The sequence below is a fragment of the Providencia burhodogranariea DSM 19968 genome, from assembly GCF_000314855.2.
Lineage (GTDB): Bacteria > Pseudomonadota > Gammaproteobacteria > Enterobacterales > Enterobacteriaceae > Providencia > Providencia burhodogranariea.
In genome coordinates this window covers 702889-723741 of record NZ_KB233222.1, presented here as the reverse complement: position 1 = coordinate 723741, position 20853 = coordinate 702889, and the positions used below count along the sequence as shown (strand labels likewise).

Genomic DNA, 20853 nt, shown 5'->3' with positions numbered 1-20853 from the left:
AATTACCTGTTGCAACCTGAAATAAATCACTGTTGGTTTTTTGGTGTTACATTGTTTTAATATAATTTAAAATTATTAATTTACATTTACTTTCTGATTTAATACTTATAATTTCTCTATACATTTATTCATCAATTTTATAACTAGAAAATTATTCAGGTCATATAAAAAAACAGCACCGAGATTATTATCGACGGTACTGTTTTTTATTGATCTTACTATTTATTTTTACTGTACTGCTGCGCTCTGTACATATGGTGTATACACACCAGTCAAGCTTTCAAGGAAGGCAACAATATCATCGACATCCTTCTGCGGCAATTTAGTGCCTACTTGATAGCGAAGCATTAATTTAACCGCTTCATCTAACGTTGCGACATCACCACGATGAAAATACGGTGCAGTTAATGCGATATTACGTAAGCCTGGTACTTTTTGACGTAATTTGTCACGCTCTTCTGAGGTGACGTTCATACGTCCAATATCCGCTGGACTCAACTCACCGAAATCGAAATCTTTTTTCAATCCTAATGGCTCAAAAGAACGGCCTCCTAGAATTACACCACCATGACAAGTTGCACATTTATTTTCTTTAAATAATTGATAGCCATGCTTTTGTTGTACGGTTAATGCATTCTCATCACCTCGTAACCAGTTATCAAACGGCGAATCTGGTGTAATGAGCGTTTTTTCAAACTCCGCTATAGCATCGGTAATCGTGTCACCAGTAAAACCTTCAGGATACACCACATCAAAATCCTGTTTTAGAATTGTATCTTTATCCAATTTTTCAATGATCTCATCCCATGATTTAGACGCCATTTCAATTGGATTTAGCGGCGGACCTCCCGCTTGTTTTTGTAACGTTGGGGCTCGACCATCCCAAAATTGTTCGACATTAAATACTGAGTTAAATACTGTAGGTGCGTTAATTGGCCCGACTGCACCTCCTACACCAATCGATGTTTTTCTACCATCAACACCACCCGCATTCAATGCATGGCAATGCGCACACGATATAGTGCTATCACCCGATAAACGTGAGTCATGGTACAGGCGAAAACCTAAAGCAACCTTTTTAGTGTCGACCGGAAGTGATTTAGGAATAGGTTGAACTGGCTCATTACGATGTGACTCGGCAGTATCAGAACTTGCGTAATAATGCTCACGCTGTTGAGCTATCCAATTGAGTATTTTTATTCGCTCTTCTTCACTAACACCACCAGCCCAATGGAGGGCAACATAACGAGTTGGAGGCATCGTTTGGTTTTGCATCACCCATTCTATTTTATTTAATTCGCTTTGTGGCACAGGTTCGCCAGCAATCAATGCTGCTCGAGCGGCCTCAAGATTAAATGATTTATAGCCAAGCTGAATATCATAATTCATCAATTGCTTGGCAATCGGAAAGGAGGCATAGGCGGGTAATTCTGTTGATGGAGAGTGGCAATAATCACATCCCTTCTCACTAAAAAAACTGAGGATCTGGTTATTTTCCGCTACCTTTGAGGTTTGAATGTCACTTTTTTGCCTTCGTTGACTATCGTGGTACCAAACATAACCAGATAATCCTAAATAACATAATACAATTAGGGTGATGGCAGTGACCGTAATTCTAGTAATTTTATTCATTACACTATCCTTATGAAATATTGCGGTCAAATCTAATAAATTTAAATTTTTAATTGGCATTATTGCGTGTGCAATATCTTGATAATGGATAAAATAAGAGGTGGTGTTATTGATATTCATCAATAATAAGCCAAAGATATATATTGATATAGCCGATTAATGAAATAGCTTTTACCTATTGATAATATATTATTCGTTATTTCTTTATTTTTCTCTATATAATCACGTGTAATCCAACCATCATTAATGAAAATAATAAAATTATAAATATAAAGTTATTTTATAAAATATAGCCCTAAATATTTTCCGAGTATCTACTATCATCATAGCATCATTACTCTCATCACGGCTAAACAAGCCGGATACTCCATTAATGACTAACTCTTGTTATATTATCTCACTTACCCTCGGGGATTGAATAATATATATCGCAATACACAGTTACACTTACTTAATGACATTAACTATCTTGACAGCAATTAATTATAAGTAAAAAAACATTACTTAGATAACATAACTTATGGGAGTTTTGGTTATTTACTTAGTTTATGGCGATGTCGAGATGAGCATACACAGCGATATTTTTTAATTTCAATATTTTTAATTATTAGCACTCTTGTTTATCCATACTCAAAAATAATTATTAAAGTTGTAGCATTATCATTCACAAGAAAAGCCTTTACATCAAAGGTTTACTTGCTAATAAACTCTCAAAAAATCGATATCTATACTATTTATTATCTGTTTTTTGCAATGCCAATCGGGTTAATTTATCTATTTTTATTATCGTTTAAAAATACCGAACGTTGAATCGATACTTACAGGCTGAATAGCACCTGTTTGATAGAGGCGGCATACACCGCCTTGGCAGTTAAGTTAACCTTTTTTTATTTGTATCCGCCACTGAGCATCGGCTATTTGTTCAAACTCAATAACTTAGTGTCCTTCTTCCGCAGCCCAGCGAGGAATGTTTTCTGTTGCTTGAGCACAGTCATACTCAATAATAAGTAAATCACCAGTACCCATTGATGTAATTGCTTTTTTAGCTTCAATTAGTGGAAATGGACATAAATGCTCACAGGTATCTAATTTAACTGTATTCATTTCATTTCTCACTTTTAATATATTGAGGGCGAATAATTGTAAAATAACTCACTATCCAACTACCGATAATAATAAATGGAATAAATACCCAGCCTTTCCAAGAAAACCATGCTGTATTCACTAATGTATTTCCTAGTATGCACCCCCCTGCTAATCCACTATCAATACCCATAAATAGTCCACCAATAAAACTTTTGATAATGGTAGAAAAACCTGGATTACGAAACTTAGCTTCTCGGCTTCCTTTTGCTGCAATAAAAGCACCGGCAAAAATATTAGGTGATTACTCAAATATCAGCAATCAAAACGCGATAGTAAGCTGAAACGCGAATGACTAAAAAATAGAAAGTAAGGAAATTGTCATAAGAAACTTTTATTGCCGCTATATTTTAAAATAAAATTTAAATGAAGTTATTATTATTGAATCTCGAACGACATGAGCGAGGCACAATAAAACAATAATAATACATTGAAATCATTAGAAATTTATCAATGGCCGCTCATGAAAATAAACATTTATCGCCACAAAACGTGACATGTCACACAACGCATTTTCCTGCAAAGTTGCTTTTTCTTGATCTTCATTATCTCGCAGTTCAACTTGAATGGTAACCATCATTCTATACTTAAAAGATTTCGAGAATACATATAGGAAGCAACCGATACTACCCCGATGAATGATGCCACACCATGCAAATTGAAAGATGATGTGTATATGGTTAAAAAATATCGGTATCTAAAATCTTGCCGATCAATGACGTCACAGATAAAACTAAAGCTGATTTGATCATTTCTTGGTAGCGATGTTTTTGTAAATCGACTAACTGCTGGTCGACTAAATCCTCTGGTTGATTAAACGTCATCATCACTGGGAGCGGGTCAATACAATGTAACATTTTAATTGGTCCGATAATTTCGTCATCGGTAAATGAAAAATGGAAGTTTTCAGAAGATAATATTTCATTTAAAGCAAGGAAGAGTTCGATATCTTCATAGACTTCACGTGAAATAGCACCCAATGCAAACAAGAGTTTCAGCCTAACGGAAAGCTTACCTAATGGTCCGTTGCCTTCTAAAAGTGGCTCAACCGCATACTTAACTGCATAGTCGTCCTTACGGAAAACTTTTAACATAAGTTGATCAATAGCTTCAGTGATCAGAACGATGACTTCCTGAACAAATAATTTGACTCCTGAGGGCTTGTTTAGCCGTTCAAGAATCTGATTTTCTGTATTCTGTCTATTTTGCATATTGGCTCTTTACTTCACTTCATGGCCATGCCCTATGCTGCCATGAAGTGAATTTAAACTACCCTTATAAATTATTAATTACAAAAAGAATAACTTTATCCGTTTATTTATTCATTTGGTGATACTCATGACTAATCGCCTCAACAATCTGCGGGTAATCCGCCAATTGACAGAGCTGCTCAACAGTCTTAGTTAAACCCTTTTCATCAATACTTCTTGCCATTTCTTGAGCCTGTGGATCAGTTTCACACCTAAAATGTAAGGCCGCTGCAATACCTATAATTAAGTTATGATTAGGCAGTTGGTACTCAAAAGTTCCCAAAAGTGGCTTAATTAATCTATCTTCTGAGCTCAACTTACGCATTGGCTGACGACCAACACGTTCAACGTCATCATGTAAATAAGGATTGGCAAAACGGCTCAGAATTTTTTCGATATATTGCTCATGCTTGATTGGGTCAAACCCATAACGTTGAATTAATACTTGCCCACTTTCTTGCATCGCACTTTTCACTATATGGGCTATATCTGGGTCATTAATAGCATCACAAATTGTCTTGTGGCCTGCTAGCTGCCCTAAGTAAGCTGTAATGGCATGCCCTGTGTTAAGAGTAAATAGTTTACGTTCAACAAAAGCCATTAAATTATCAGTCAGTTCCATTCCGCTAATATCGGGAATATCACCCACAAATTGAGTTTGGTCGACAATCCATTCACTGAATGTCTCAACGGTAACATCAAGTGGGTCATCGTTCGCAGCATCCATCGGCGGCACAATGCGATCAACCGCAGAGTCCACAAAACCAACGTGTTGCTCAACCCAAGAACGTAAAAACTCAGGAATATGTGCTAATACATGCAGTTTAAGCTGACTTGTTCCTCTCACCATATTTTCACAGGCAATAATATTGAGTGGCTTTGTGTTCTCTAATTCGATTCTTAGCAATATTCCTTTTGCCAATGTCGCGGCTATTTTTTCTAAAACTTGAGGTCCGACCGCCGTTGTGACCATGTCGACCGATGCGATATGTTCAACCGTTTTAGGATCCATGCTATTGATTGCGTTTACTCTCTGTACTTTCTCAATGGTATGTACTTCCCCCACCACATGCACTTGGTATGCTTGTTTATGGGCTAATTGGTCAATAAGCTGTTGGTTAACATCGGCAAACGTCATTTGTGAGTTTGCATCAGCGAGTAATTTTCCGATAAAACCACGTCCGATATTACCTGCACCGAAATGAATGACTTTCATAATCAATCTCCTTATGCTGCGCTTTGTGTTGATAAAATTTCCAGAACTTCTTGAATACTTTGCGTTTTGCTTAGTCGTTCAATCATTCCATCTTCATCAAGTGCAGAGGTAATTTTGGTAATAACTTGAATATGTTCATTGTTGCGTGCTGCAATTCCTATCACTAAGCGAGCAATATCATCTGGCTCATCACCAAATTGAACGCCAGCTGGATATTGGCAGATCACAATCCCCGTTTTCAAAACGCGGTCTTTCGCTTCAATGGTGCCATGAGGAACTGCTATCGACTCACCTAAATAAGTCGAGGTTAATTTTTCTCGAGCTAGCATGGCATCAATATATTCTGGTTCAACATAACCACCTTCCACCAGCTTTTGACCTGCGAAACGAATTGCCTGCTCTTTATTTTGCGCCACTAAATTGAGGTGTATATGCTTAGCACTCAATGTGAAGAGTGCTTCTTCATGTTTATCCGCCTCATAGAGTTCGTCATTCGCAGCCACAATCGCTTGTTTAACCAAACGGCCATCATTCGCTGCTTGTGGATTTTTTTCTGCTATAAGTCGAGTGACTAAATCACTATAAGTTTGGCTATCTAAGAAATTAGTGAGTGAAATATGAAAAGCATTTGGTGCAAATGATTCAGCTCTTGCAGTCAAATCTTTGTGCGTTACAACAATATCAACATCTAATGGCAGGTCATTAATGGCCAAGTTGGTAACTGAGATGTGATGCAAACCGGCATCCCGTACTTTTTTCGCTAATACGCCGGCTCCCATAGCACTTGATCCCATTCCTGCATCACATGCGACGATAATCTTTTTAATATTTGTAAAGCTCGCTGTATTGCTTTGAGTTTGTGCCAGTTCACCTTTTTCGCCCGAAGATTTAGATTGTGCTTTCATGTCACGTACTTTCTTCGCCGCATTGCTTAAATCATCTTCATCACCGATCCGTGTTCTTTTCAATAAAATGGCGGAGACTAAGAATGAAACTAAGGTGGCGCTGGTGACTGATAAAATCACACCAATCAATGATGCTTTAGGTGTCATCAATAAAACAGCGAAAATAGAACCCGGTGAAGCTGGAGAGACTAAACCAGCATGGAAGATCCCCATAACAAACACACCGGTCATTCCACCAAGAATAACTGCTATCAATAAACGTGGGTTCATTAATACGTAAGGGAAGTAAATTTCGTGTATACCACCGAAAAAGTGGATGATAGCAGCACCAGAAGCTGACTGTTTTGCGTTGCCTTTGCCAAAGAACATATAAGCAAGTAGCACGCCTAAACCAGGACCTGGGTTTGCTTCAATCAAGAAAAAGATTGATGAGCCTGTTTCTGTCGCTTGTTGAATACCTAAAGGTGAAAATATGCCGTGGTTAATTGCATTATTGAGGAATAAGATTTTAGCAGGTTCGACAAATATCGAGGTCAGTGGCAATAGGTTATGAGCCACCATCACATTAACACCCGCAGACAGGATTTTTGACATACCTTCAACCAGCGGACCAATTGCTAGATAAGCAAGCACTGCAAGTAACATGCCGATAATGCCTGATGAAAAGTTATTCACCAGCATTTCAAAACCCGATTTTACTTTCCCATCAATCCAGCGATCAAAACGGCGGATAGCAAAACCACCTAAAGGGCCCGCAATCATTGCGCCCATAAACATTGGCATATCTGCCCCGACAATGACGCCCATCGTGGTGATAGCCCCCACAATGCCACCACGCTCGCCACCAATTATACGGCCGCCCGTATAACCAATTAGCAGAGGAAGTAAATATGTGATCATTGGCCCGACAAGTTGAGCTAATGTTTCATTTGGCCACCAGCCAGTAGGTATAAATAGCGCGGTAATAAGCCCCCACGCAATAAAAGCACCAATATTGGGCATCACCATGTTACTGAGGAAGCGCCCAAAATTCTGTACCTTTAATTTGACGTTTGATGTTACCATAATATAACCCCGTGGTACGAAAATGATACAGTTATAACGTTATCGCCAAATAACGTTTGTGATTTCTGAACAATTTCACTCTAACACGACCGTTATCAGTTGCGTACCAGCGGGGTTTTTTGTGATTAACATCACTTTTAGACCCCCCCTCCCCCCTAGATTTTAGTGATCTTCATCTCAATAAAATTCTGTTACAAAATTACAAAGCTCATTTATTGCACACATTCTGAAATTTTTGTGACTATCGTCACCTTTTCACTTGGCGTGTTTTTTATGAATTAGAGATATTGATCACGAAATATTTTCATTTCGTCTACGTTTTAAATCGATTAAAGTTGCGCACCTCTTTTTCGAGCTTAGGGAAAATAATTTTGTAATAAATTTTCAATTTCCTTTCGCGTTTGTTAATTTTTTGCGGTTAATTTAATCTTTATGTAAAAGACCACTCGATTGCTATCATCATAAAAAGATAATAATCAACTTATTATTATCTAAATAATCCTCTAGCTAGCTTCATTGTTTATTCATCACTAAATTAGTCTTAATTTTTTTCAGATTTATTATCTTTTAAGCTAAAATTACCTCTAAAGATTAAAAACCAAATAAAGCTAACCTCATAAGAAGGTTGTTTTTAATCATAAATCTAAATTGGTACAGATATTTTCATCTCAATACCAATATTTAACGCTGTAATTTTCACATTTCTATACTGAATAATTTGCAGTAAAAATAAACTTCAAAGGTCATTAGACCCAAATATGAGTGATAGCGTTTATGAGCCTCACGATCATTATTTTTTTACTTGTTTATGTTGCGATGGGGTTTGGAAAACTACCCGGTTTTAAAGTCGATAGAACTGGTGCCGCCGTCATAGGCGCTTTAGCTATGATGGCAGTTGGAAGTATCACCCCCCCCCATGCATGGAATGCTATTGATTACCGTACAATTGGTATGTTGTTTGGTTTGATGGTGGTATCCGCTTCATTTGTCGTTTCAGGGTTTTATAGTTGGACAGCAGATCGCGTTGCAATGTTAAAAGTCAGTGCGCCTGTATTATTAGGCGTATTAATCGCTGTCGGTGGATTGCTATCAGCATTATTGACTAATGATGTGGTTGTTGTCGCCATGACTCCTTTATTAATTTCCATTACCTTATCTCGTGGTTTGAACCCAATTCCTTTTTTACTCGGATTTTGTTTTGCTGCAAATAATGGTGCCGCAGGCTCACTTATCGGTAGTCCGCAAAATATGATAGCAGCACAAGGGTTAGATATTTCGTTTGTAGGATTATTGCAAGCTTCTGCGGTTCCCGCATTACTGTCATTGGTCATTACTTGGGCAGCATTGGCATTTCTCTATCGAAATCGTTGGTATCTCGCTAAGCAGCCATCAACAGAAGCCACACCCACCGGGCAGCCATCTACTGATACATCCGTTAAACTCGATGTCTGGGAAACGAGTAAAGCAGGGATCATTACATTAATTGTTATCATTGCTTTCGTCATCAGTGATATTCCACGAGAGCTGATCGCGCTGACTGCTGCCGGCTTTTTACTTTTAAACCGCTCGATTGCATCAAGTGACATGCTAAAGCTTGTCGATGGTAACTTATTACTTTTGATCATGGGATTGTTTGTCGTCAATGCCGCTTTTGCCTCAACTGGGTTGCCTCAACAAGTACTCAATGATTTACGCCATAATGGTGTTGAATTAAACAGCCCTATCGTACTGTTTTTAGTCACTGGTGTATTAAGTACCATCGTCGGAAATAACCCTGCCGTGATGCTACTAGTACCATTTTTATCGCCTGCCGGTAATACTGACTCTTTAGGCGCTGCCTTAGTATTAGGTTCAGGTTTCTCCAGTAACTTATTTGTCTTCGGAAGTCTTGCCGGCATTATTGTGGTTGAGCAATCCGCAGCTTATGGTGTCAAAATTTCTTTCTCAGAATTTGCCAAATCCGGTGGGATAGTTGCGCTGTTGTGTATGCTGTTAGCTGCCGCATGGATACTTTTGGTTCTCTAAGCAAACGCCACTCGTCATTACAGTTGAGTGGCAAGCTTAATCATTATTGGGGTAATTGGTTTTATTCAAAATAGTGGCGTGTGCCCCTACGGGGAATAAACTAACTGCTCTACAGGCTTGATCTTGATATCCCATAATCCCACCATCAGTTCTCATTACGGCAAGGTCAATTAAGATAATGCCGAGTGTAGGGATGATTTTTTCACGCCATATAAACAGATACAAATTGTCAGATACTTTAATATAGTGACAACGGTCAACATCCGCTAAACCTTTTTCGACGCCATCCAGACAATGCCACGCATAAAATTGCTCATTAAGGTACACATGTTCATAACGCTCCTTCGGATTATAGGTATACATATTACGCATACCTATCAACTCTGAAGTATAACCGGGGATTCTACCTTGATTATTCCTTAGCGTACCAAAATGAATATCAATTTTAACATCAGTGAGCGGTAAATTTTGCTCTATTTTACTAAACGCCGAAATACGAATATCAGCTTCTACCGGTAAGCGTCCTTGAACCATGACACAATGCCCCTCTAGCTCATTGAGTATGATCACGATCCCTACTCGCCAGTCTTCTGGAGACTGAAAGTTAACAAAGTAAACTTCCTTTCGAATTGAACTAATCCGACAATCAACGACCGCACCATGCCACTCAATTTGTTGATCAGCTGGGAAAAAAACATCCTCGTATTGTCGTTTTTCAATAAGATTTAATTGATATTTTTTTCCTGTTAACGCATTGGTGCAGTCTAAAATATCGCTATCAGGTGCAAAACCTTCGGATAATGCACCGACTTGGATAAATGCAGCTTCTTTACTCATAATTGCTCCTTAGCTAAAAGCTAGTGTGGGTAAATCAACAACTGTTGCACCACCATCAATAACCAGTACTGCGCCAGTGATAATGGCTGCATCGGCAGAGCAAAGAAAACGACAGGCTAATGCAATTTCATTGGCGCTTGCGGGGCGTTGCAGCGGAACATCACGGCAAACATATTGGTAAGCTTCATCTAATGTGAATTGATGTTGTTCCATCAAAGGTTGCATTTCTTCATCAGCCATGGGTGTTCTGACCCATCCGGGACCAATAGCATTAGCTCTTACGCCCTTGCTTCCATAATCTCGCGCAACAGAACGCATCAGTCCAATCAAGGCGTGCTTTGCCGTGACATAACCACAAGCTTCAGGACCCGCAGCCAAGGAGGCTAATGAACCTATAAATAGTACATTGCCACGACTTTCTGTTAATAATGATAAACAACCACGAACGCTGGCAAAGGCACTATCAAGATTTGCTTTCATAGCTTGATGCCATTGCAGGTCGTTGATGTCTTCAACTCGATCGAATCCCATGCCGCCAGCATTGCATATCAGCACATCGATTTTATCAGTTTGTATTTTGATTTGCGGTAAAATGACATCATTCCATGACTGTTGAGTAGAAACATCAGCGGCTATGCTAATAGCACCAGTTTCTTGTGAGATTACACTTAAGGATGCAACTCGACGCCCGATAATAAACACTTTGTCGCCTTGAAGGGAGAACAAGCTAGCACAAGCAGCGCCAATCCCCGTACCACCTCCTGTAATCACAACGGTTCGTGAATTCATTCCCCCTCCTATCTATTCTCGCCAGTTATGAGCTCTCAGTGATTTATTAATATAGAAATAAATAAGCTAAGCTGACCATCGACCTAAGGAACGATATTCACAAATAATTATTGCTGTGGGGATAAATTAAGTAGGGTGGGATGAATTATCAACCTGCTAATACCTTATCAACAGATTGATTTTTAAGCCTATTTACAATATAGTTTTATGGCACAATAGCAAAAGAACGAACAGGGAAACCACTCGCATTATGCGGCTTAGCTACTAAGTTAAAAATCACTGCACCTCGAGTCGGTAATTTATCCAAATTAGCCAGCAGCTCGATTTGGTAGGTATCCTGATCTAAAACATAATACTCACCTAGCAGTGCATTATTGGAGCGGAAATCTTTCGCTGCATCAGTATCAAACGTTTCATGTCCAATCGCCTTTACGCCCCTTTCTTCAAACAGAAACTTTAAGGCATCAATACCCCATCCTGGGATCTGGTTATTACCTTCTGCATCTTTATTGTCCATCGCCTCTTGAGATGGCCAACGATGGCTCCAATCTGTGCGCAATGCAACAAAGGTATCAGATTCGATTTTCCCATGTTTTTCTTCGAAATTGAGCACATCTTCACGAGAAAATGTAAAGTTAGGATCTTGTTTAGCGCGCTCTGACTGGTCAATAACGATTAATGGTAAGACTAACTCTTTCAACTCTAATTCATGTAAATAGCGTCTTCCTTCCACAAAATGGCATGGAGCATCAATATGCGTGCCATACTGGCCAGGAAAAGTAAATTGTTGTGCAAAAAAGCCATCTTGGTAATCAAATAATGTTTTAAAATTTGCTGGTTCAAACATAAAAAAATGCGGTGATTCTTTACCAAAACTATGTGTCAAATCAACCCACTTTTTTGACTTTAATAAGTTGAGTGCAGCCACTAATTCATTAGCCATATGTTTCCCCTTTGTGATGGTGTCTTTATTGCGTATTTAATATTTTTAATCATTTTATTTTTATACCCATTATATTTTAAGATACAAAGTTTTTTATCGCGTTTAATTGATTAACTCATTTATACGCTTTTAGCAATATTTGTTACAATTACCAAAAAGTATCTAGTATTATTAATGGGATATATATTAAATAACGAAAAAGAATTGTTTTGTCTATTTAATTAATACGAAAAATTTTCATGTTATATTTTAGTCTTTAACTGTCTTATTTAGAATAAAAAAAACCACCTAATACAAGTATCAGGTGGTAATACGTGCCAATAATTAATAAATAACAAGTAGACTAGGGTTTTGGATACTGTGACCATGCCTCTGGTTCAATAAAGCCATCATAAATACGTTGTGAACGAATATAATCGGCATACTCTTTTGACTCGAAGGCATCTTTTAAATCTTTCGCCCACTGAGAATCAAGATTATCTTGCATTACGCTAACAATAACTCGGTGCTCTAATGGTGAATCTTCTACAACTAAACCATCTGCAATACGTTGGCCTGCGCTTGCAACATAATTACCATTAACAACGACAAAATCAACATCATCAAGTAAACGCAAACCTTGTGCTGCATCGGTTTCACGGATGTCGAGTTTATACTTTGCAGGTTCTATATCATTAACACTAAAAGTTAAGGTGCTGGTATTAGGTTTAACTTTAATCCAACCTAATTGTTCCAAAATGCGGGCTCCGCGTTCAGCATTAACTGGATCATTCGATAATGCGACAATCATGCCATCTTTAACATCGTCAAGCGTTTTATGTTTATTTGAACGTAAACTTTGCGGCGCACTCGGTGAGTCCGTTAATGTCGCCATATTAATATTGTTTTTCTTATTATAAGCTTCCATATATGCACGGCTTTGGTTTACTGATGCATCAATAGAGCCTTCTTCAAATGCGGGGTTTATTTGTCTATTTTGTGAAAATTGGCGTAAGGTCACTTTATAACCTTTCTTTTCCAAAATAGGCACGATGCCTTTATCAACCTGATCAATATAATTTCCAACACCAAAACCAATGGTGATTTCTTTCTTATTAGGGTTGTTTTTATCACTATTATCATTACATGCAGTCAATGCGATAACGGCAGCTGCAATTAAAGAGAAATATTTTATTTTCTGTTTCAACATGATGTTACGATCCTGTGTAAATAATGTTGGCAGTATAATCATATTTTTTATAACTCTCTTAGATCATCTCGTTATATATTAATACAAAAAGAATATATGACATCGCTTTAATTACTTTTAGCTATAAGCATATAACAAATTGTTCGTTCGAATAATCATTCGCTTGATATGTAATGTATGTGATAAAAAAACGTTTAAAAAAAGTGAGTTATAAGATGCCAATTTTAAGTTATGATTTAGTTAATACGCTAGTTACCTTAAAGCCAGAGTCTACTTTAGCTCATGCTAGAAATGAGCGTTTAAATGCAACAGAAAACACCCAAGCTGCTTTTGAAGCAATTTTTTCGGCACCGTCTTCATTGCTAACACCAGAAATCAAATATGAGTTCGCTCGTATTGTTGCAGCACAAACTGGAAGCCCCACTTTAGCGGATTTTTATCATCAATTACTCAAACAACAAGCACCAGCGCTAAATACACCAGCTCTTAAAGCGGCAGAAAATTATTTACACGTCTTGGTTAAAACACCAAAACAAACTGATTACGCACTGATAAAATCATTGACTGAACAAGGTTGGATTGAAGCTGATATTATTTTATTTGCGCAGCTAATTACCTTTGTCACTTATCAAGCTCGATTAATCGAAGGTTTGCGATTACTACAAGACCAAGAAACTGTTACAAACCCAAATGGGTCGGTAACTGCGGGTCGCTGGAACGCTAAGCCACAAACTCAGCAAGGCAAGCCATCTCCAATTGCCTTCACTCAAGATCAATTAGGTTGGGAAGCTTGGCTCAGTGCTCGAGACCCACAGACGTTAGATCCCGATGACGCTCAAATCATGAAAAAATTTGGGCAACTCAACTCTGAATACTTTTTACTACTAGCCCATCAAAGTAAAATTTTAGAGATTCGCACATTAATTGACCGAGGCGTGTTTTATACCAATGGTGGTTTGCCTCGTTGGGAACGTGAATTTGCGGCAGCGGCAGCGAGTAAAGTTAATGGATGCATTTATTGTGCATCAGTCCACGCTCGTAAAGCTGGTCAATATGCAAAAGAACGCAAAGCCGATATTGAAAAATTACTGGCAACACCTGCTGGTGGCATTTTGGCTGAAGGCTTTGATGACCGTTTATGTGCGATTACTGACTTATCAACCTCGCTGTCTGCAACACCGATACAAGCTACGAGCGAACAAGTTGATGCTCTTCGTCAATTAGGTTTATCAGAATTAGAACTTCTCGACCTCATCCAATCAACTGCCTTTTTCTCATGGGCCAACAGATTGATGCTCTCTTTAGGTGAGCCGTTTGAAGTTGTCGAAAACAAGGAGTGATTTAGTGACACACGTTAATGGTTTAATCGCTCTGGAAGAGCAGATAACCAAAGATCTGCAATATCTCAATTTACCGCTTAACCGCTGGTCATTAACGGACAATCAGCTCGATGATCATCAAATTGATGTCGCAATTATTGGTGCGGGAATGTCTGGGGTCACAGCTGCATTTGCACTTAAGTTGCAAGGCATTGAAGCTGTTGTTTTTGATCAAGCCGATGAAGGCCAAGAAGGTCCATGGCAAACTCCTGCACTAATGGAGACATTGCGTTCACCAAAACAAGTTGTAGGCCCTGCATTAGCATCGCCATCATTAACTTTTCAAGCTTGGTTTAAAGCACAATTTGGTGATGAGGAATGGGAAGCGCTGGATAAAATCCCTCGCCTACAGTGGGGCGAGTATCTCCAGTGGTTTAAAGCAATGACTTCGCCTATCGTACTGAATCAATATCAATTAATTGATATTGAGCTTACTGCGCAAGGTTGTACATTAACATTTCAAACACCCAATGGCGAACAACAGTATCACGCATTGCATGTCATCTTAGCGACGGGTATGGAATCATTCAGTGAGCCGAACATTCCCAGCTTTATGGATGAGATTCCCAAAGCCTATTGGGAGCACTCTTATGCAGGCACTGATTACAGTCGCTTTAAAAATTTAGACCTTGGTGTTGTAGGTTATAGTGCTGGTGCAATGGACAGTTCCGCAACCGCCCTTGAACATGGGGCTCATTCAGTTGAGTTACTTATTCGAGCGAACGATATGCCGAGAGTCAATCGAGGCAAAGTTGCAGGTAACCCCGGTTTTACTCATGCGTATGGCCGACTTACTGATGCACAAAAATGGCATTACAGTGATTATGTTGTAAAAGCGAAAACGCCAGCTCCCCATGGCAGCACGCTGAGAGTTTCTCGCCATAAAAATGCTCATTTTAACTTCAATACCCAAGTCAAGCAGATTAACGTTAAAGAGAATAAACTTCATGTTGCAACAACAACAGGTCACTATATTTTCGATTATCTTATCTTAGCAACTGGCTACCGTATTAACTGGCAGAAACATACCGCATTTAGCAAAATTGCGCCTTTTATTCGAACTTGGGGAGAGGTTTATACGCCACCTACCGAAGAAGAAAATAGTGAATTTGCCTTTAGCCCTTATTTAGGTCATCACTTCGAGTTACAAGCTAAAACGGAGTACAACTTACCTGAATTAAGCCATATCTACTGTTTTAATTTAGCCGCAACGTTAAGTATGGGGCCTGTTATCGGTTTGATCCCCAATACAAACACAAGTGCACAAAAACTGGCTGAGCATATTGCTGCTCAATTATATCTTGCTAACCATGAGCAGCATTTAGCGCGAGTGAAAAATAGTACTGAATTTGAGCTATTAGGTGATGAGTGGCAACCTGCACTCTCCTATAGCCAACGCATGCAGCAGACGGACAGTGTGGAGTGAATCATGATTACGTTTCAAAATATTCAAAAGATCTATGAAAAAGAAGGCCATTCACTAGCTGCACTAAAAGATGTTAACTTACACGTTAATGAAGGTGATATTTTTGGTTTCATTGGTTACAGTGGAGCTGGTAAAAGCTCGCTGATTCGTTTAGTTAATCAATTAGAAAAGCCGACTTCAGGTGAAGTTATCATCAATGGGGAAAATATCGCAGATCACAGCCCTGCTGAAATCCGTGCCCATAAAAAAAGTATTGGCATGATTTTCCAACATTTTAATTTATTAGAAACCAAAACAGTTGCACAAAATATTGCAATGCCATTATTACTTTCGGGCGTCGATAAACATGAAATCAATCGCCGAGTTGATGATATTTTAGCTTATGTCGAATTAAGTGATAAAAAAAACCAATATCCAGGACAGCTATCTGGCGGCCAGAAACAACGTGTTGGTATTGCTCGTGCACTGATCAATAACCCCAAAATTTTACTATGTGATGAAGCAACCTCGGCTCTTGATCCCCAAACAACGTTATCTATTTTATCCTTATTGAAAAAAATCAGTCGTGAACAAAACATTACTATTTTATTAGTCACTCATGAAATGGAAGTCATCGAACACGTTTGTAATCGAGTCGCTGTAATGGAAGCAGGTCGTGTTGTTGAAGAAGGAACAGTATTGGATATTTTTGCTAATCCAAAACACGCTACAACTCAAAAATTTGTTCGTACAGTCCTTAATGAAGAGATCCCTGAACGTGTTCTACACAACTTAGAGCATCAAAATAATATTTATCGCTTGGAATTTTTAGGGTCATCAGCACAACAACCCGTTGTTAATGAGCTTATTTTACAAGATAAAGTCAAAATAAACATTTTGTTTGCCAACATGAAAGAGATAAGTGGTGTCGTGCTCGGAAGTATGTTTGTACAGATTGTCGGAGATGAATCACATATCACCGAAGCGATTGATTTTTTGCGCCAGCGTGGCGTAGCAGTAAGTAAGGGAGCATTATGACACAGTGGTTTGACACAGCATTAACGAGTAAACAATTTTTACTCGCTATGTCCGAAACTTTTACAATGGTCTCTATTGCCCTTGTAATTGGTTCTTTATTAGGAATTTTATTAGGCATTGTTCTCGTCGTCACTCGACCTGACGGTATCTGGGAGAATAAATGGGTTTATCGAATCGTTAACCCTATTATCAATACCATTCGCTCACTGCCCTTTATTATCCTACTCGTTGCTATGATCCCATTAACTCGGTTTATGGTGGGTACGTCGATTGGTACAACCGCAGCTATCGTACCTTTAGTTATCTATATTGCACCTTACACTGCACGTTTAGTTGAAAACTCACTGCTAAGTGTTCATTCCGGGATCATTGAAGCCGCAGACTCAATGGGAGCTACTAATTGGCAAATTATTTGGCACTTTATCTTACCGGAAGCAAAGTCATCTCTAATTTTAAGCCTAACAGCAGCTAGCATCACCTTAGTTGGAGCAACCGCAATGGCGGGTGCTGTTGGTGGCGGTGGCGTAGGTGACTTAGCACTAAACTATGGCTATCAGCGCTTCGATAATGTTGCTATGGCAATTACTGTCGTCACACTTGTGATTATCGTCCAAGGTATGCAAGTTATTGGCGATTATCTTGCTAAAAAAGCACGTTTCCATTAGTTATTTTTAGGCCGATGTTAATTTTTAAGTCGGCCTAAATTTTAATTCCTTCTAAAAAATTAGCTCTTTTCTCTGCATATTTTTATACCTTATCTCTCTTAATCCTTTTTTAACTACAGATTATTGATTAATCGTCTAATTACATGAAATTATTTTTAATGTAATTAGATAGCAATAAAAAATAGAATTTAATGGTAGATTATAATATTCAATTAAATCAATTCAGTATTCTTAGCAACTTGAGTCTAACCACATCTTATTGAAGTTTACCTTAATATTAGCATTCATAATGCTTACCACCGCATGTGCAGCCGATTATCGCACCACGTTATTACCTGCAAATTTTATTCGTTAAAAACTGCCAGGTTGACTTATGTCACATCTTGAATTTGACATAACCCTCTCTGATTGAAAAAGACCTTGTCTGAGGTACTTTGATAAAACAACCCAGATATGACCTATTATCCCCCGAACTGACTTGATTCATTCACCGTTATTAGTATTACGATATAAGATAATAATATTCTGTAGAATGTGATTTCATCAATATTCACAAATAAGTAATTATTTATACGATTAGAATCTAATATTGTTGAACAACTTATACGATGTGTGAGTGCCACATGATTTAATACTGTAGAACTCTCCTTTGAGAGTTTGTACTTAAAACCACCGACGTTTAGTAAAACTTTACTCAATTTAGTTTAATTTGACATTGCAAAAATACACAACCAAAAGAACTGAGGTGCAGGGTGAATTGCTGGATTACATTAACGCTATACTCTAGTTGCTTATAGGTTACAAGTCATTCTATGGCTATTCCTATAACAATCAATCAAGGCTCAGCCAAGCTACAGCATAAAAGCTATCACTACAGATTATAATAAACAAAGAGGTCTAACCAGCAGATTTTTTGATTATTGATTGCATTAACTGATATATATATATTCTACTTCAGTAAATTAACTCACTTTTATACCCTAGAAATTTATTATATTTCATTTGGTTAATACTTTTTAATTTTACTGTCATAATTCTGACAATTTTCATATCTCAAAATAAAAGCCCATGATGGGCTTTTATTTTTTGTATATAAATAAAAATGGTTATAATGACTTATCAGCATACTCAATGAAGATGACTTTCACTGCGGTAACTACATTATGTTCTTGATTGAAACCATTAAGTTCTAATTGCTTAATTAAGTTCCACTTTGAAACAAAATAACTGATTTTTAAACTAGAGAATAAATAGAGTCGTCAAACCCTTTAGATTCTGTATCTTCATCAGAAGTCGTATCATCTTGTAGCACTTCACTAAAGAATTCACCCATGTTTACATCTAAAACTTTCAGTACTCTCACTAGACAGTCAATATCTATACGATTTACCCCACGTTCATAACGGAATAATTGTTGTTCGCTAATATCAATCTCTTTAGCTAACTGAAAAACAGTATAGCCTTGAGATTTTCTTAACGATTTGATTTTTTGTCCAACTGCACAAGCGACAGGATATTTTGTATTCATAAACATTCTCGCTTCAACTTATAATTAATGAAATAAAAAATCAGCAGGTGATAATCTGTGCTTTTCTATTGTTATCTTTATTTTAAAATATAGCCATTTAGATGTGTTAAACACGATTCAGCATATATCTTGAGATGGATGATATACTAGCCATATAATTAGTTTCAACTAATCCAAAAATGACATTGCAATTATGTAACCAAATATTATTATAATCAAAAAAAGCCTATCAGATTAAAGTTCAGCCATGATTTCAATGAGTTATAGCATTTAACAATTAATAATTGTTGTTTTGTGTAAGCATCGCACAACCCGCAGATGCAGCACTTAAATCCAAAATTACGCCATCTAGTAGATGATAAATCTAAAAACAAAGGAAATAAACAGAATAATTTAATACTGTTACAGTATTAATGTTTTTCCAACATGATATTCATTTTATGAATACGTAAGATAAGATAAACACGCAAATATTGTAAAAAAAAGTAATAAATCGCAATCTTTCTCATATTATCACGTTGGCATCTTAAATATCAATAACTTATAAATGTTATTGCTTTGTTACAAATTTAGGAAGTTGGCCTTTTTTAAGAGCTAACACAAAAAAAATCCACTTAAGTTAATAAACATAACAAAACACAAACGGTAAGTATCTTTTTGGTTTGCTATACATGAACCTTATCACATAAAAATTTTAATTTAAATTTAAACAAAAATACGAGTTTTTATAGCGAAAACTAACCTTAAAATTGATATTTAATGACTTATGTTTTATTAAAAATTTAAATGGTGGTAATTTATATTTATAATTTTCATCTTGGCGATTTTTTATTCCAATCCAACATTCCAATACTTAATGAGCTTTTATACATCATATTAGGACTCACAAGATGATATTTAAGCATTTAATAACTAAAATTCATACTCAACCCATGAGTAAGAAATTTAATTTAGGCCCCCTATTCTATATACATACAATTATGTGTTTATTTTGAAATTAATTATATCAAATTTCACCATTACCAAAATTAGATATTTATATAACTCACATTTAGTGTAACTGTTGGCAATCACCACCAATTGATTATCATTTTTTGATGTATGTATTAATACATAAATCAAGTATTCTCTATATGATTAACTTAGTGGATAATAATTTTTTATTACTTATTATTTGTAAATGTTATATCTGATAATCACTACTTAATAGTTTCACAATGACAAAATATCATGTTGTAAGACTCGCTTTCATGCATGGTAGCAATAAAATAACAAGCAATTGTAAGCTGAATCAAAATAAATAACGGTAAATAACAAGAATCAAACAAACACCAAAAATTAAGTGTTATTACCTAATCTCGCAATTATGATATTACAAACATTTTACTTAATTCAAATCCAGTTGAAAATTTAGGTTTATTTTGTTGCCATGTCCTAATTAAATTTTTCCTATATCGATCATAGCCCATAAAAATTAGATCTCAGTCAGTAAAATCATATCCTTTCGTTATGCTCATCATGCTTATTCCAACAAAATGGCCATTTTATATTTGTACATAGTCATTCTTTTAAAGAGGTAAAGATCCGCTGCAATACGATTAGAGGGAATTTGTATATGACTTGTTTGTATTCTTTTTTAGCTAATCCGAGATTGGTGAATGTATTTTTGAAATGATAAAAATGATATAGAAAAAGCAATGTATGTGCAGGATGAGTGAATTGCCGTCTCGCTTCGCTCGGCTCAAACCTGAACGCAGCTTCTCACCCGCACTCTACGTGCGTTATGCTAGCTTGAATATTTGCTTGGGGGGTTTTGTGTGCTTTTTGAGATGGTGGGTCATGCA

The 20853-nt window shown here is 37.1% G+C and carries 16 protein-coding genes and 1 pseudogene; 5 read left to right on the top strand and 12 right to left on the bottom strand.

From position 1 onward, the window contains the following. Nucleotides 1–228: 228 nt before the first annotated feature. The 7 genes and pseudogenes from OOA_RS03015 to OOA_RS02995 all read right to left on the bottom strand — a co-directional run bounded on the left by OOA_RS03015 (nucleotide 229) and on the right by OOA_RS02995 (nucleotide 7211). On the bottom strand, nucleotides 229–1632 hold the full coding sequence (locus OOA_RS03015) for a cytochrome c peroxidase (protein ID WP_040691061.1): 1404 nt from the start codon (nucleotides 1630–1632) through the stop codon (nucleotides 229–231). Between the two features lie 939 nt (nucleotides 1633–2571). Then, nucleotides 2572–2736 (bottom strand): annotated as a pseudogene (locus OOA_RS19945) (sulfurtransferase TusA family protein); the annotation flags it as partial. Between the two features lies 1 nt (nucleotide 2737). Beyond that, on the bottom strand, nucleotides 2738–3010 hold the full coding sequence (locus tag OOA_RS20240) for a YeeE/YedE thiosulfate transporter family protein (RefSeq protein WP_269078035.1): 273 nt from the start codon (nucleotides 3008–3010) through the stop codon (nucleotides 2738–2740). A gap of 204 nt (nucleotides 3011–3214) precedes the next feature. After that, nucleotides 3215–3355, bottom strand: a complete 141-nt coding sequence (locus tag OOA_RS20580) for a hypothetical protein (protein ID WP_158467569.1) — start codon at nucleotides 3353–3355, stop codon at nucleotides 3215–3217. Nucleotides 3356–3455: 100 nt separating this feature from the next. Further along, on the bottom strand, nucleotides 3456–3986 hold the full coding sequence (locus OOA_RS03005) for an MltR family transcriptional regulator (protein WP_008910645.1): 531 nt from the start codon (nucleotides 3984–3986) through the stop codon (nucleotides 3456–3458). Between the two features lie 103 nt (nucleotides 3987–4089). Next, nucleotides 4090–5241 carry a mannitol-1-phosphate 5-dehydrogenase gene (locus tag OOA_RS03000; protein ID WP_008910644.1) on the bottom strand — a complete coding sequence of 384 codons (1152 nt, stop codon included), beginning with the start codon at nucleotides 5239–5241 and terminating at the stop codon, nucleotides 4090–4092. 11 nt (nucleotides 5242–5252) lie between these two features. Beyond that, nucleotides 5253–7211 (bottom strand): PTS mannitol transporter subunit IICBA, encoded by a 1959-nt coding sequence (locus OOA_RS02995; RefSeq protein ID WP_008910643.1) that lies wholly within the window; start codon nucleotides 7209–7211, stop codon nucleotides 5253–5255. Between the two features lie 774 nt (nucleotides 7212–7985). On the opposite strand from OOA_RS02995, the gene OOA_RS02990 reads away from it, so the two are divergent. Beyond that, nucleotides 7986–9236: an ArsB/NhaD family transporter gene (locus OOA_RS02990; RefSeq protein WP_008910642.1), complete on the top strand. Its 1251-nt coding sequence runs from the start codon at nucleotides 7986–7988 to the stop codon at nucleotides 9234–9236. A gap of 36 nt (nucleotides 9237–9272) precedes the next feature. Here OOA_RS02990 and OOA_RS02985 read toward each other — a convergent pair whose 3' ends face one another. The 4 genes from OOA_RS02985 to OOA_RS02970 all read right to left on the bottom strand — a co-directional run bounded on the left by OOA_RS02985 (nucleotide 9273) and on the right by OOA_RS02970 (nucleotide 12994). Continuing rightward, the gene (locus OOA_RS02985) at nucleotides 9273–10073 is read right to left on the bottom strand and encodes a MoaF C-terminal domain-containing protein (RefSeq protein ID WP_008910641.1); all 801 of its coding nucleotides are present in this window, start codon (nucleotides 10071–10073) and stop codon (nucleotides 9273–9275) included. 9 nt (nucleotides 10074–10082) lie between these two features. Continuing rightward, complete coding sequence (locus OOA_RS02980; protein ID WP_008910640.1) at nucleotides 10083–10862, bottom strand: SDR family NAD(P)-dependent oxidoreductase; 780 nt, start codon at nucleotides 10860–10862, stop codon at nucleotides 10083–10085. 205 nt (nucleotides 10863–11067) lie between these two features. Further along, nucleotides 11068–11805, bottom strand: coding sequence for a cyclase family protein (locus OOA_RS02975; RefSeq protein WP_008910639.1), 738 nt, complete (start codon nucleotides 11803–11805; stop codon nucleotides 11068–11070). A 343-nt stretch (nucleotides 11806–12148) separates the two neighbouring features. After that, nucleotides 12149–12994 (bottom strand): MetQ/NlpA family ABC transporter substrate-binding protein, encoded by an 846-nt coding sequence (locus tag OOA_RS02970; protein WP_008910638.1) that lies wholly within the window; start codon nucleotides 12992–12994, stop codon nucleotides 12149–12151. Between the two features lie 215 nt (nucleotides 12995–13209). On the opposite strand from OOA_RS02970, the gene OOA_RS02965 reads away from it, so the two are divergent. From OOA_RS02965 to OOA_RS02950, 4 genes are read left to right on the top strand one after another with little or no spacing between them, the layout of a single operon-like run. Next, a complete protein-coding gene (locus OOA_RS02965; protein ID WP_008910637.1) occupies nucleotides 13210–14334 on the top strand; it encodes a CMD domain-containing protein in 1125 nt (374 codons plus the stop codon). Between the two features lie 4 nt (nucleotides 14335–14338). Then, nucleotides 14339–15799 carry an FAD-dependent oxidoreductase gene (locus tag OOA_RS02960; protein WP_008910636.1) on the top strand — a complete coding sequence of 487 codons (1461 nt, stop codon included), beginning with the start codon at nucleotides 14339–14341 and terminating at the stop codon, nucleotides 15797–15799. Between the two features lie 3 nt (nucleotides 15800–15802). Then, entirely contained in the window at nucleotides 15803–16816 is a 1014-nt protein-coding gene (locus OOA_RS02955; RefSeq protein WP_008910635.1) for a methionine ABC transporter ATP-binding protein, read from the top strand. Continuing rightward, nucleotides 16813–17481, top strand: coding sequence for a methionine ABC transporter permease (locus OOA_RS02950; protein ID WP_008910634.1), 669 nt, complete (start codon nucleotides 16813–16815; stop codon nucleotides 17479–17481). The genes OOA_RS02955 and OOA_RS02950 overlap by 4 nt, the downstream gene beginning before the upstream one ends. Nucleotides 17482–18715: 1234 nt before the next feature. On the opposite strand, the gene OOA_RS02945 is transcribed toward OOA_RS02950, so the two are convergent. Next, nucleotides 18716–19009, bottom strand: coding sequence for a helix-turn-helix domain-containing protein (locus OOA_RS02945; RefSeq protein ID WP_008910633.1), 294 nt, complete (start codon nucleotides 19007–19009; stop codon nucleotides 18716–18718). Between the last annotated feature and the right edge of the window lie 1844 nt (nucleotides 19010–20853).